The following is a 13080-nucleotide window of genomic DNA, read 5'->3' as shown; positions in this document are numbered from 1 at the left end:
GGTAGGGATGCGTAGATGAAGTCACGATGAAGAACCTCCTGCTAGCGCGAGGAGCCGCGCGAGCAGCTCGTCGAGGTCGAACGGCTTGGACAGGTAGTCGTCCGCACCCGAGTCCAGGCCGGTGGCCCGGTCCTGCGCGCCACCGCGCGCGGTGAGCACCAGGATCGGCGTGGCCATCCCGCTCCCGCGCGCCCGGCGCGCGACGCTGATGCCGTCCATCCCGGGCAGCATCCAGTCGAGCAGCACCACGTCGTAGACGGCCTCGCCGAGCATCCGCTCGTACGCCGAGCGCCCGTCGTTGACCACGTCGACGTCCCAGCCGGCCTCGGCGAGCGAGCTGTCGAGCACCTTCGCGAGGCGTACGTCGTCCTCGGCCACGAGCACCCTCACCGCGGGCCCTCGTCGAAGCGGTGCCAGACGTACCAGTCGCCGAAGATCGCCTCGCGCACGTAGTGCTCGGCGAGGTAGTGGTCGGCCGACTCGGCGTCCAGGCCCCAGGTGTCCAGCGCGCTGCCGGCGGTGACGACCCAGTCCGGCGCGTCCGGACCGGACAGCACCCGCTGCAGCTCGGTCAGCCGAGGGTCGTTCACCCGGACCGGCAGGCTCCACAGGTGCTCGTAGGGGCTGGACAGGCCGCTGCCGGCCACGATCCCCGGATGGCCGAAGCCGACGACCACGCCGTCGGAGGGCTCGGCGTGCGCGCGCAGGTAGCTCTCGACCTGGGCGTCGCTCGTCTCGCCCACCGGGGTGTTCGCCACGTCGATCCAGACGACCGCGGCGGCCAGGACGACGTACGAGACGACCCCGGTGAACAACAGGGTGACCCAACGCCGCGACGCGCGGGCGATCGCGACGAGCAGGACGAGCCCGGGGACGAGCCCGGTCAGGTAGTGGAGCCAGTAGCTGCCGCCGCACGCCACGCCGACGAGCTCCCAGGCGACCAGAACCAGCGCGGGCACGGCCAGGGGCTGGGTTCGGCGGACGGCCTCGCGGAGCGCCAGCACGGCGGTCATCACGAGCACAGCTGCCGCACCGCTGGCGAGGAACGCCTCGATCAGGCTGTGCATCCGCTCCGGGGTCGCGCTCGAGGCCGACGAGCCGATCACCGCGGTCGCGTGGAACCGGAAGACGACGATCGCGTTCCAGACCCCCGCGGGCGACGTGCCCTGCGCGGCGGCGGCCACCATCGCGACCGCGAGCGTCCCGACGGCGCCGGACGTGAAGGCGGCCGCTCGAGCCGCCGGGCGCTCGACCTGCCGGTGGGCGACGAGGAGCGCGACGAGGGCGAAGACGAAGACGTCGACGACGTTCTGCTTGACCAGCGCTGCCGAGGTCGCCGCGGCACCGGCGCCGACGGTGAGGAGCAGGGCACGGCTGCCCCACGGGCGGAGCGCGCTGCCGATCAGGAGGAGCAGGCCGAGCAGGACGAGAGGTACGGCGAGCACCTCGCCGTCGGTCTCCGGCATGCCGAGCAGCGGGCTGCACAGCAGCGCCGTCGCGACGACGATCGCGCCGACCCGTGCCCACCTCGTCGTGGGGGCGACGCGGCGTGCGAGCAGGCCGGTCAGCAGCACCGCGAGCCCGCTGGCCAGCGCCCCGAGGATCTTGACCGCCGGTGCGACCACGCCCACGGTCGCCGTACTCGTGGGGCCGGCGTGGTCCGCCAGGTCGAAGAGCCAGAGCAGCAGGGGCGGTCGGTCCACCCAATAGTCGCCGTAGAGAGAGGTCCCGTGCGACCAGTGCTGGGCGAGCAGGAGGAAGCCGCTCTCGTCGGAGCCGAGCGGATGCTCGAGGAACGGCACCCACGCGAGCACCGTGATGACCACCGCAAGAACCAGGGCAGCGGTCTCCCACCCGGGCGCCCGCGTGGCCGGCGGGTCGGCGGGCTCGGGGGGCCTGGTGGTCGGCCTCTCGCGTACCGGGTCCTGGAGCACGCCGTGACGTTAGGCAGCACCGCATGAAGCAAAGATGAAGGCGGCGGGACACCGGTCGGTCCGTGAGAAGGTCAGCCGGTGAACCGGATCTGGCTGCCCGCCGCGATTCTCGTCGCCACCGAGGCCCAGCTCGCCGTCGCCGAGTTCGTGCCGGGCATCGAGCGGTTCGAGGGCAAGGCTTTCGGGGCGCGGCTGATCGCCTATCCCGTGCTGATGGTGCTGGTGCCTGCGATCTGGTGGCTGGTCCGGCGCGGTGAGCGGCCGCCGTGGGGCGCGTTCGCGCTGATCATGGTGCCGTTCCTGGTCGACGTCACCGGCAACAGCCTCGACCTCTATGACTCGGTCGTGTGGTGGGACGACGCCAACCACTTCGTGAACTGGGTGCCGCTCAGCCTCGGGATCGGGCTGCTGGTCGCGGCCGGCCTGCCGCGGGCGTGGCAGAAGGTCGTGATGGTGGCCGGCATCGGGGCGCTGCTCGCGATCGCGTGGGAGCTGGGGGAGTGGTGGACGTTCATCCGGCACGGCACCGAGCTCGCGACGGCGTACGAGGACACCCTCGGCGACGAGGCGCTCGGCTCCGCCGGTGCTGTCGTCGCCGGCGTGCTGACCGCCGTCCTCACCAGGCCCGACGCCGTCGACGCTCGTCCCTGAGGACGGTTTTCCGGCGCATCTCGGGCATCTCGGTTTCCGGGCGCTGTGGGCTCGGGTAGGCATGCTCCATCACCGTCCCCGTCGGGAACGGTCCAGCCAACGACTCGGGCAGATCGGAAAGTGAGATCCCGCCATGCGCAGCGACCTGTTCGCCCAGGAGCACCACGAGGTCGAGGGACCGGGCAACTTCGTCAAGCAGAGCTCGAAGATGATGAAGGTCGAGCTCTCCCAGGGCAGCGTGAAGGCCCTCGCCGGGTCGATGGTCGCCTACCAGGGTGACGTCCGGTTCGAGCACCAGGGAGCAGGCGGAGCCGGCAAGTGGATCAAGCAGAAGCTGACCGGCGAGGGCCTGCCGATCATGCGGATGACCGGGTCCGGCGAGATCTTCCTCGCCAAGAACGGCATGGACGTCCACGTGATCGAGCTCGAGAACGACTCGATCTCGGTCAACGGCGCGAACATCCTGGCCTACTCGGAGTCGCTGGAGGACAACATCCAGCTCGTCCGCGGCGCCGGCATGCTGTCCGGCGGCCTGTTCAACACCACGCTCACCGGCAGCGGCCAGGTCGCGCTCGTCACCGACGGCCCGCCGCTGCTCCTCAACGCCGGCGAGGCTGCCACGTTCGTCGACCCGGACGCCGCTGTGTGCTGGTCGGCCGGCCTGCAGATCCAGCTCAAGACCGACATCGGCATGAAGGCGCTCCTGGGCCGGACGACCGGCGAGGAGTTCCAGCTCGGGTTCCACGGCCAGGGCTTCGTGATCGTGCAGCCGAGCGAGAACATGCGCTTCGGCGGTGCCCACGACGGCGGTCAGCAGGTCAACAACCAGAGCCCGCTCGGCGGGCTCGGCAACCTGCTGCGCTGACCGGCCGGCCGGAATCACTTCTTCGGCTTCGCGGTCTTCTTCGCGATCGGCTTCGACGTCTTCGTCGGGTCGGCCGCAGCCTGCCGGGCGCGCCCTGCGCGGGTCCGCGCTGCGGTCGGCTCGGCGCCGACGATCGCGAAGACCGGCGCGGTCACCTTCTCCAGGGCGGTGACCGCGTCGGCGTGCCGCTCGGCGAGCTTCGCGACGACCTGCGCGAGGTCTGCCTGCGCCTCGGCGAGCATGGCGACGGTGTCGGCCAGCTCGCGCTGGCGGACGATGAAGTCCTGCAGCGGCTGGGCCGTCGCCCCGGCCAGGCCGGTGATCGCAGCGCCCATGCTCGCGACCGCGGCGGCCAGGTCGCCGACCTGGCGGACCAGCTCCTCGGGCTGGGTCACGCCGGTGACGGCGGTGTCGCGCACCGTGCGGAGGGTGTCGGTGGCGAGCTTGACGGCCAGCTGCTGCGACTTCAGCATCAGCTCGAGCGGGTTGTCGACCATGACGGACAGCGTGGCAGACATCCGCGCGACGCCGTGGGATCCGGACCGCCGGGACGGGCTGCGCCGCCATGTCCGATTCCCGCCAGAAGATGTCGGTGTCGCCGTACAGAATGGACGGCATGAGCACGGTGACGACAGCGATCGCGGACCTCGACCCGGAGTCCTGCTACGCCGCGGTGAAGTCGCGTGACCGGCGCTTCGACGGGGTCTTCTACACCGCGGTGCGCACGACCGGCATCTACTGCCGGCCGTCCTGCCCGGCCCGCACGCCGGCCTTCGCCAACGTGACCTTCCACCGCAGTGCGGCGGCGGCCCAGGCCGCCGGCTACCGCGCCTGCAAGCGCTGCCTGCCCGACGCGACACCCGGCAGCCCCGACTGGGACGTCGCGTCGAACGTCGCCGGCCGGGCGATGCGGCTGATCGCCGACGGCGTCGTGGACCGGGAGGGCGTGGAGGGCCTCGCGCAGCGGGTCGGCTACACGCCGCGACACCTCCAGCGGGTGCTGACCGCCGAGCTCGGCGCGGGTCCGCTCGCCCTCGCCCGGAGCCAGCGCGCGCAGACCGCGCGCGTGCTCGTGGAGACGACCGACCTGTCCCTCGCCGATGTCGCGTTCGCGGCCGGGTTCGCGAGCGTGCGGCAGTTCAACGACACGATCCGGGAGGTCTACGCCGCGACGCCGTCGCAGCTGCGCGGGCGGCGCTCGGGACCGCGGACGGCGGGTGCCCTCGAGCTGCGGCTGGCCGTGCGGACGCCGTACGCCGGACGTGCGCTGCTGGGCTTCCTCGCGCCGCGAGCGGTGCCCGGCATCGAGGTCGCATCGGTCCGGCCCGACGGCTCGGGCTCCTACGCCCGCACGCTCGACCTGCCGCACGGCCCCGGCACGGTGCAGCTCGAGCTGACCGACCTGCTCGAGCCCGGGACCGGCTTCGTCGCCGCGCGCTTCATGCTCCACGACGTCCGGGACACGGCCGCGGCGGTCGCACGAGTGCGGCGCCTGCTCGACGGCGACTGCGACCCGATCGCCGTCGCCGACCACTTCTCGGGCGACCCGGTCCTCGGACCGCTGGTCCGGCGCCGGCCCGGGCTGCGCGTGCCTGGCCACCCGTCCGGTGACGAGATGGCGGTCCGGGCGGTGGTCGGCCAGCAGGTCAGCGTCGCCGGCGCGCGCACCGTGGTCTGCCGGCTCGTGGCCGAGCACGGCCGGGCCGTCGACACCGAGGTCTCCGGCCTCACGCACCTCTTCCCCGATGCGGACACGATCGCCGCGCTCGACCCCGCGTCGCTCCCGATGCCGCGGGCGCGCGGGCGCTCGCTCGTCGGCCTCGGCGCTGCGCTCGCCAGTGGCGAGGTGTCGCTGGACCGCGGCCCCGACCGCGACGACGTACGGCGACTGCTGCTCGCGCTGCCCGGCATCGGGCCGTGGACGGCCGACTACGTGGCGCTGCGGGCGCTCGGACATCCCGACGTGTTCCTGCCGACCGATCTCGGCGTGAAGCATGCGATGGCCCGGCGGCCCGGCGCTGATCCCGAGCGATGGCGCCCGTGGCGCTCCTACGCACTGCTGCACCTGTGGACTTCACTGGAGGATGAGGACTGATGTACACCGTGATCGAGTCGCCCGTCGGGCACCTGCGCATCGTCGAGCACGACGGCGCCATCACCGCGATCGAGTTCGAGCCGTTCCGCGACTCCGACGGTCGTCCGCGCGGCACCAGGGACGACGACCACCCGCTGCTCGTCGAGGCGGCCCGCCAGCTGCGGGCCTACTTCGCCCGCGAGCTGACCGAGTTCGACCTGCCGCTCTCACCGGAGGGCAGCGCGTTCCAGCGCAAGGTGTGGGACCAGCTGCTGGGTGTCGGGTTCGGCCAGACCGCGTCGTACGGCGAGATCGCCAAGCGGCTCGGCATGACCAACGCCGCGTCCCGCGCCGTCGGTCTCGCCAACGGCCGCAACCCGATCCCGATCGTGATCCCGTGCCACCGGATCATCGGCGCCGACGGCACCCTCACCGGCTACGCCGGCGGCCTCGACCGCAAGCAGACCCTGCTCTCCCTCGAGCAGGACTCCCTGTTCTGAGCCGAACCCTCACTCAGAACACGCCGAACCCTCAGTTCGAGCACGTCGAACCCTCAGTTCGAGCAGGTCGAGCCCTCAGTTCGAGCACGTCGAACCCTCAGTTCGAGCAGGTCGAGCCCTCAGTTCGAGCACGTCGAGCCGTCAATTCGAGCACGTCCAACCTTCAGTTCGGCGCGGTCCGCGAGCCGACCGAGCCGACGGTTCAACCCGCTCAAAGGCAAGGTTCGACATGCTCGAACTGAGGGTTCGACCTACTCGGCGGCGGCGCGGCGGAGGGACTCGGAGAGACGCTCGGCGGCGGCGAGCACGGCGGGGGCGTGCATGCGTCCGGGCTGGCGGGAGAGCCGCTCGAGCGGGCCGGAGACGGACACGGCGGCGATGACCTTGCCGCCGGGGGAGCGGACGGGCGCGGAGACCGACGCGACCCCCTGCTCCCGCTCGCCGACCGACTGGGCCCAGCCGCGTCGTCGGATCGCGGACAGCTCGGCGGCGGAGAACGCGGCGTTCTGCAGGCCGCGGTGGATGCGCTCCGGGTCGTCCCATGCCAGCAGGACCTGGGCGGCGGAGCCGGCGCGCATCGTCAGCTGCGAGCCGACCGGGATCGTGTCACGCAGGCCCGACGGGCGCTCGGCCGCCGCGACGCAGACGCGGTGGTCGCCCTGCCGACGCCACAGCTGAGCGGACTCGCCGGTGATGTCACGCAACCGCGCCAGCACGGGCCCGGCGGTCGCCAGCAGGCGGTCCTCGCCGGCGGCGGCGGACAGCTCGGCGAGCCGGGGGCCGAGCACGAACCGGCCCTGCATGTCGCGCGCCACCAGCCGGTGGTGCTCCAGTGCGACGGCCAGCCGGTGCGCGGTCGGACGGGCGAGGCCGGTACCGGCGACGAGCCCAGCCAGCGTCGCCGGCCCGGACTCCAGTGCGGTAAGAACCAGGGCCGCTTTGTCCAGCACGCCCACGCCGCTCGAGTTGTCCATATGGCAATACTGCCGTCTCAGGGAATGGGATGCAAGAGTAGGCTGCCGTGACGCAGGTCAAACAGGCCGTGCCACCGAGGGATCAAGGAGCGAGAGTCATGGGCAAGACCCTGGCGGAGAAGGTGTGGGACGAGCACGTCGTCCGGTCGAACCCGGGGGAGCCGGACCTCCTCTACATCGATCTCCACCTCATCCACGAGGTCACCAGCCCGCAGGCCTTCGACGGCCTCAGGCTCGCCGGTCGCAAGGTACGGCGCCCCGACCTCACCCTCGCGACCGAGGACCACAACGTCCCCACCCTCGACTGGGACAAGCCGATCGCCGACCCGGTCAGCAGGACCCAGGTCGAGACGCTGCGCAAGAACGCCGAGGAGTTCGGCGTCCGGCTGCACCCGCTCGGCGACCTCGACCAGGGCATCGTGCACGTGGTCGGCCCGCAGCTGGGCCTCACCCAGCCCGGCATGACCATCGTCTGCGGTGACAGCCACACCAGCACCCACGGCGCGTTCGGCGCGATCGCGTTCGGCATCGGCACCTCCGAGGTCGAGCACGTGCTCGCGACCCAGACCCTGATGCAGGCCAAGCCGAAGACCATGGCGGTCACCGTCAACGGCAGCCTGCCGGAGGGCGTGACCGCCAAGGACCTGATCCTCACCCTGATCAGTCGCACCGGAACCGGCGGCGGCCAGGGCTACATCGTCGAGTACCGCGGCCAGGCCATCGAGGAGCTCTCGATGGAGGGCCGGATGACGGTCTGCAACATGTCGATCGAGTGGGGCGCCAAGGCCGGCCTCATCGCGCCGGACCAGACGACCTTCGACTACATCGAGGGCCGGCAGGAGGCGCCGAAGGGAGCCGAGTGGGACGCCGCGGTCGAGCACTGGAAGACCCTCGTCACCGACGACGATGCCGAGTTCGACAAGGAGATCGTGCTCGACGCCGGCGAGGTCACGCCGTTCGTCACCTGGGGCACGAACCCCGGCCAGGGCGTGCCGTTGGCCGCGAAGGTCCCGTCACCGCAGGACTTCGAGGAGCCCAGCGACCAGGTCGCGGCCGAGAAGGCTCTGACCTACATGGGCCTCGAAGCCGGTACGCCGATGCGCGACATCAAGGTCGACACGGTGTTCATCGGCTCGTGCACCAACGGACGGATCGAGGACCTGCGTGCGGCGGCCGCGATCATCAAGGGCCGCACGGTCGACCCGGACACTCGCGTGCTCGTCGTGCCCGGCTCGGTGCGGGTCCGGTTGCAGGCCCAGGACGAGGGCCTCGACGTGATCTTCAAGGAGGCGGGCGCCGAGTGGCGCGGCGCCGGCTGCTCCATGTGCCTGGGCATGAACCCCGACACGCTTCAGCCCGGCGAGCGCAGCGCATCGACGTCCAACCGCAATTTCGAGGGCCGGCAGGGCAAGGGCGGTCGCACGCACCTGGTGTCCGTTCCGGTCGCCGCCGCCACCGCCATCCGCGGCACCCTCTCCTCGCCCGCCGATCTCGAGACCGTGGAGGCCTGATCGTCATGGACAAGTTCACCAGCCACACCGGCGTCGGCGTACCGCTCAAGCGCAGCAACGTCGACACCGACCAGATCATCCCCGCCGTCTACCTGAAGCGTGTGACCCGGACCGGCTTCGAGGACGGGCTCTTCGCCGCATGGCGAGGCGACGCCGACTTCGTGCTCAACCAGGACGCGTACAAGTCCGGCACCGTGCTCGTCGCCGGCCCCGACTTCGGCACCGGCTCGTCGCGCGAGCACGCCGTCTGGGCGCTGCAGAACTACGGCTTCAAGGTCGTCATCTCCTCGCGGTTCGCCGACATCTTCCGTGGAAACTCCGGAAAGTCCGGGCTTCTGGCCGCTCAGGTCGACGAGAAGGTCGTCCAGCGACTGTGGGACTTCCTCGAGGACAACCCCGGTGGCGAGATCACCGTCGACCTCGAGAACAAGACGATCCGTACTGCCGACGGCTCTGTCGAGGACAGCTTCGACATCGACGACTACACGCGCTGGCGCCTCCTCGAAGGGCTCGACGACATCGGCATCACCCTCGGTCACGAGGCCGATATCGCGGCCTATGAAGGCAAGCGTCCGAGCTGGAAGCCGGTTACGCAGCACGCGTGACAGGTCGCGCACGACCGGCCTAATTGCCCTTCCGAGGCCGAATTCCGCTCAATACCGCGAAAAAACGGCGGAAAACGCGGCGTGGTCGTTGTGACGATGCCCACGAATGCCTAGCGTGCCGAGCAAGGTGCCGAGCGGGGGCTCGGCCAGAAACGGCCCACGAACGGCGAATCGCCGATCTGGCGGAAGGACAAAGCAGTGAACAAGTCTCAGTTGGTCGACGAGCTCTCCGCTCGCTTCGAGGGCAATCGCAAGCAAGCGGCCCACGCCCTCGACTCCGTCCTCGACACCATCACGCGCCAGGTCGCGAAGGGTGAGAAGGTCGCCATCACGGGCTTCGGCTCCTTCGAGAAGGCGGTGCGCAACGCGCGCTGGGTCCGCAACCCGCAGACCGGCGAGCGCGTGAAGACCAAGAAGAAGGCGGTCCCGAAGTTCACCGCCGGCGCTGACCTGAAGAACGTCGTCTCCGGCGCGAAGAAGCTGCCTGCCGTCAAGGCGGCTGCTGCTCCGGCCAAGAAGGTCGCCTCCTCCGCGACAGCCAAGAAGGCCGCTGCGCCGGCCAAGAAGGCCGCAGCTGCGGTCAAGAAGGCCGTCTCGCCGGCCAAGAAGGCGCCCGCCAAGAAGGCGCCTGCGAAGAAGGCGCCGGCCAAGAAGGCGCCGGCCAAGAAGGCGCCGGCCAAGAAGGCGCCCGCGAAGAAGGCGCCCGCGAAGAAGGCTCCGGCCAAGAAGGCGCCCGCCAAGAAGGCGCCCGCCAAGAAGGCGCCTGCGAAGAAGGCGCCGGCCAAGAAGGCGCCGGCCAAGAAGGCGCCCGCGAAGAAGGCTCCGGCCAAGAAGACCGCCAAGAAGTCCTGAGCCAACGCTTCGAACGGCGGGCCGTCCCGAAAGGGGCGGCCCGCCGCCGCATTTCCATCAGGAGACGTGTGCCCACTCGGTCCAGCCGGTGCGGTCGGACCAGCCGAACTCGTCGTCCCACGCGATCGCCTTCACCCGGACGGCCTTCGGAGGACCGAAGCAGCTGCGCGGAACCACGAAGCGCAGCACGGTCTGGTCCGCATTGGTGTGCGCGTTCCGGCGCACGCAGACGTTGTCGTCGGCGTGCCGCCTCTGCACGAACACCTTGCGCGGCGTGTACGCCGTCCACGTGACGAGGTACTTCCAGGGCTTGGGTCCGGGGACGTCGACGCGGATCTCGTACCAGTAGGGCGTGAAGCTCTGGTCGAGCTCGAAGGCGATCCGCTTCGCCTTGTGCTCGACGCGAACCCTCGTGATGTCGTAGCCCAGGTGGTGCCGGGTGTCACCGCTCGGGTCGTGCACGGTGACCGTCTCCGCCCGGGCAGCCGGCGAGCCGGCGACCGCCCCGACGAGTGCGAGCGACGCGGCCAGTGCCGGCACGAGCGGTCGCTTGAGTTTTCGCATGGTTCCTCCAGGTCGTCGACGGTCCGTCGACGGGTAGGACGCCGGACACGTCCAGGAAGTTGCGAGCCGCTACCGCCCGGTGGGTTCGGCGAGCACCGCAGTCGTCGAAGCGCCGACGCCGAGCGTCAACGCGGCTTGGAGTCCATCGGCGTCGTCGACGTCGCGCCGCAGGCTGGGCAGCTCACCGGGCACCGGCCAAGCGCCCGCCTCGGCATGGGCGGCAGCGGAGTCGACGCCGAACCGCGGGGCGAAGTCGTCGTACGGCGCGGTGTAGAGCGTCGTGCCGGAGCCGTCGGCGTCGATGACGTACGACGTCCCGCCGGCCTCGCGGTCCGCGACGGCTGCCAGCGCAGCACCCAGGTCCTCGGGCCGCAGCGCCGGAAGGTCGGCGAGCAGCGCAACCGGCGTGAGCGACGGCCACCGCTCGCGGGCGACGGACGCGCCGTGCCGCAGTGCGGGGTTGAGGCCGGGGACCGGCCCGTCGGGGCAGACCTCCGCGCCGAGCGCCTCGAGGCCACGAGCCACGTCGTCGTCCTCGGTGACCGCGAGCACCCGCAGGACCCCGGGCGTGGCCAGGCAGGCCGCGACCGTGTCGGCCGCGAACGCGGCAGCCAGGAGCCGTCGGTCCACCGACAGGCCGGTCAGCCGGGACTTCCCGACGGACGGCGACTTTACCGGGACGATGGCGGCGAAGCCGTCGGCGGGGGCGACCACTGCTCGATCCTCTCAGGCCGCTCGTCGGTGCGCGCCGTCGGGCGTCGCCGGGCGCCGCCGTCCGTTCCGACCGGTAACCTGCACCCTCGTGACGGTGCGGAAGATGCAGGAGAAGCGCGGCTGGCCGTTCTGGCTGGCGGTGTCGATCATCAAGCCGACGCTCCTCACGACCACCAAGCGCACCTGGATCGACCCGGAACGGCTTCCGGAGTCCGGCGGCTGCGTCGTCGCGATGAACCACCTCTCGCACATCGACCCCGTCACCGCCGCCCACCTGCTCTACGACTACGGCCGGCTGCCGCACTACCTCGCCAAGGCGGGACTCTGGAAGAACAAGGCGCTCGGCCGGTTCCTCACCGCGGCCGGGCAGATCCCCGTCGAGCGGGAGAGCGGTGGAGCAGGCGCCTACGCCGCCGCGGTGGCGGCCGTGCGCAAGGGCCACTGCATCATCGTCTACCCCGAGGCGACGATCACCCGCGACCCGGACCTGTGGCCGATGCGCGGCAAGTCCGGTGCCGCCCGGATCGCGCTCGAGACCGGCTGTCCCGTGATCCCGGTCGGCCAGTGGGGTGCGCAGGACATCCTCCCGCCCTACACCAAGAAGCCGCTCCTGTTCCCGCGCAAGCGGATCACGATGGCGGTCGGCGATCCGGTCGACCTCGCCGACCTCGTCGACAAGCCGCGCACGATGGAGGTCGTCAACGAGGCGACCGACCGGATCATGCAGGCGATCACCCACCAGCTCGAGATCATCCGCGGGGACACGGCGCCCACCGAGCGCTACGACATGCGCGTCCACGGCGACCGTTTCAAGGACAGGAAGAAGACCTCATGAGCGGAAAGGTCGCGGTGCTGGGCGGCGGCTCGTGGGGGACGGCGTTCTCCATCGTCCTGGCCGACAGCGGCAACGACGTGACGATCTGGGCCCGGCGGGAAGAGGTCGCCGAGAGCATCAACGAGCGACGCGAGAACGCCGAGTACCTGCCCGGCATCCAGCTGCCGCCCACGATCAAGGCGACCCACGACCACGAGCGCGCCCTCGTCGACGCGGACCTCGTCGTGCTCGCCGTACCGTCCCAGTCGCTGCGCGAGAACCTCCCCGCGTTCCTGCCGTTCGTGCAGCCCGACGCCGTCTTCGTCTCGTTGATGAAGGGCGTCGAGCTCGGCACCCTCAAGCGGATGAGCGAGGTGGTCTCGGAGGTCGGCGACGTGGGGCCGTCGCGCATCGCGGTGGTCAGCGGGCCGAACCTGGCCCGGGAGATCGCCCGCCGCGAGCCCGCCGCGTCGGTGGTCGCGTGCGAGGACGAGGACGTCGCGACGATCCTCCAGAAGCGGATCCACGCGCCGGCGTTCCGCCCCTACACGAGCGTCGACGTGCTCGGCTGCGAGCTCGGCGGCGCCTACAAGAACGTGGTCGCCCTCTGCGTCGGCATGGCCGTGGGACTCGGCTTCGGCGACAACACCACCGCGTCCCTGATCACCCGGGGGCTCGCCGAGACAGCCCGGCTCGCCATGAACCAGGGCGCCAACCCGTTGACGCTGATGGGCCTCGCCGGGCTCGGTGACCTCGTCGCGACCTGCTCGTCGCCGCTGTCGCGCAACCGCACGTTCGGCGAGAAGCTCGGCCAGGGCATGACCGTCGACGAGATCTACGGGTCGACCCGTCAGGTGGCCGAGGGTGCCAAGTCGTGCTCGTCGCTGCGCGCGCTTGCCGAACGCACCGGCATCGAGGCCCCGATCGTCGAGAACGTCGACGAGGTCGTGGCGGGCCGGATGTCGACCTCGGACCTGATGCACTCGTTCATCTCGCGCGATCCCAAGGCGGAGATGGGCTAG

At 71.0% G+C, this 13080-nt stretch carries 15 protein-coding genes; 9 read left to right on the top strand and 6 right to left on the bottom strand.

Annotated features, from left to right (window positions below; all coding sequences use genetic code 11):
• Window positions 1-21: 21 nt before the first annotated feature.
• Both ABD709_RS03505 and ABD709_RS03500 read right to left on the bottom strand, forming a co-directional pair.
• On the bottom strand, window positions 22-390 hold the full coding sequence (locus tag ABD709_RS03505; protein ID WP_344772414.1) for a response regulator transcription factor: 369 nt from the start codon (window positions 388-390) through the stop codon (window positions 22-24).
• Window positions 387-1934, bottom strand: coding sequence for a hypothetical protein (locus ABD709_RS03500; RefSeq protein ID WP_344772413.1), 1548 nt, complete (start codon window positions 1932-1934; stop codon window positions 387-389). Before ABD709_RS03500 ends, ABD709_RS03505 begins: the two co-directional genes overlap by 4 nt.
• A gap of 78 nt (window positions 1935-2012) precedes the next feature.
• Between ABD709_RS03500 and ABD709_RS03495 the strand changes: the two genes are divergently transcribed.
• The gene (locus ABD709_RS03495; protein WP_344772412.1) at window positions 2013-2585 is read left to right on the top strand and encodes a hypothetical protein; all 573 of its coding nucleotides are present in this window, start codon (window positions 2013-2015) and stop codon (window positions 2583-2585) included.
• 133 nt (window positions 2586-2718) lie between these two features.
• Window positions 2719-3450 carry an AIM24 family protein gene (locus ABD709_RS03490; RefSeq protein WP_344772411.1) on the top strand — a complete coding sequence of 244 codons (732 nt, stop codon included), beginning with the start codon at window positions 2719-2721 and terminating at the stop codon, window positions 3448-3450.
• Between the two features lie 14 nt (window positions 3451-3464).
• Here ABD709_RS03490 and ABD709_RS03485 read toward each other — a convergent pair whose 3' ends face one another.
• Window positions 3465-3947, bottom strand: a complete 483-nt coding sequence (locus ABD709_RS03485) for a hypothetical protein (RefSeq protein WP_344772410.1) — start codon at window positions 3945-3947, stop codon at window positions 3465-3467.
• 119 nt (window positions 3948-4066) lie between these two features.
• Between ABD709_RS03485 and ABD709_RS03480 the strand changes: the two genes are divergently transcribed.
• Both ABD709_RS03480 and ABD709_RS03475 read left to right on the top strand, forming a co-directional pair.
• The gene (locus ABD709_RS03480) at window positions 4067-5545 is read left to right on the top strand and encodes an AlkA N-terminal domain-containing protein (protein ID WP_344772409.1); all 1479 of its coding nucleotides are present in this window, start codon (window positions 4067-4069) and stop codon (window positions 5543-5545) included.
• Window positions 5545-6024: a methylated-DNA--[protein]-cysteine S-methyltransferase gene (locus tag ABD709_RS03475; protein ID WP_344772408.1), complete on the top strand. Its 480-nt coding sequence runs from the start codon at window positions 5545-5547 to the stop codon at window positions 6022-6024. Before ABD709_RS03480 ends, ABD709_RS03475 begins: the two co-directional genes overlap by 1 nt.
• Window positions 6025-6275: 251 nt before the next feature.
• On the opposite strand, the gene ABD709_RS03470 is transcribed toward ABD709_RS03475, so the two are convergent.
• The gene (locus ABD709_RS03470; protein ID WP_028655929.1) at window positions 6276-6998 is read right to left on the bottom strand and encodes an IclR family transcriptional regulator; all 723 of its coding nucleotides are present in this window, start codon (window positions 6996-6998) and stop codon (window positions 6276-6278) included.
• A 98-nt stretch (window positions 6999-7096) separates the two neighbouring features.
• On the opposite strand from ABD709_RS03470, the gene leuC reads away from it, so the two are divergent.
• The 3 genes from leuC to ABD709_RS03455 all read left to right on the top strand — a co-directional run bounded on the left by leuC (window position 7097) and on the right by ABD709_RS03455 (window position 9966).
• Entirely contained in the window at window positions 7097-8509 is a 1413-nt protein-coding gene (gene leuC, locus ABD709_RS03465) for a 3-isopropylmalate dehydratase large subunit (protein WP_344772407.1), read from the top strand.
• Window positions 8510-8514: 5 nt separating this feature from the next.
• Window positions 8515-9114, top strand: coding sequence for a 3-isopropylmalate dehydratase small subunit (leuD, locus tag ABD709_RS03460; protein WP_344772406.1), 600 nt, complete (start codon window positions 8515-8517; stop codon window positions 9112-9114).
• 198 nt (window positions 9115-9312) lie between these two features.
• Complete coding sequence (locus ABD709_RS03455) at window positions 9313-9966, top strand: HU family DNA-binding protein (protein ID WP_344772405.1); 654 nt, start codon at window positions 9313-9315, stop codon at window positions 9964-9966.
• 57 nt (window positions 9967-10023) lie between these two features.
• Here ABD709_RS03455 and ABD709_RS03450 read toward each other — a convergent pair whose 3' ends face one another.
• Entirely contained in the window at window positions 10024-10530 is a 507-nt protein-coding gene (locus tag ABD709_RS03450) for a hypothetical protein (protein ID WP_344772404.1), read from the bottom strand.
• 69 nt (window positions 10531-10599) lie between these two features.
• Entirely contained in the window at window positions 10600-11244 is a 645-nt protein-coding gene (gene cofC / locus ABD709_RS03445) for a 2-phospho-L-lactate guanylyltransferase (RefSeq protein WP_344772403.1), read from the bottom strand.
• Window positions 11245-11332: 88 nt separating this feature from the next.
• On the opposite strand from cofC, the gene ABD709_RS03440 reads away from it, so the two are divergent.
• Both ABD709_RS03440 and ABD709_RS03435 read left to right on the top strand, forming a co-directional pair.
• Window positions 11333-12079, top strand: a complete 747-nt coding sequence (locus tag ABD709_RS03440) for a lysophospholipid acyltransferase family protein (RefSeq protein ID WP_344772402.1) — start codon at window positions 11333-11335, stop codon at window positions 12077-12079.
• The gene (locus tag ABD709_RS03435; RefSeq protein WP_344772401.1) at window positions 12076-13080 is read left to right on the top strand and encodes an NAD(P)H-dependent glycerol-3-phosphate dehydrogenase; all 1005 of its coding nucleotides are present in this window, start codon (window positions 12076-12078) and stop codon (window positions 13078-13080) included. The genes ABD709_RS03440 and ABD709_RS03435 overlap by 4 nt, the downstream gene beginning before the upstream one ends.

Origin of the sequence: Nocardioides panacisoli (assembly GCF_039537325.1) — a bacterium.
Classification (GTDB): Bacteria; Actinomycetota; Actinomycetes; order Propionibacteriales; family Nocardioidaceae; genus Nocardioides; species Nocardioides panacisoli.
This window is presented reverse-complemented; position numbering and strand designations above follow the sequence as displayed.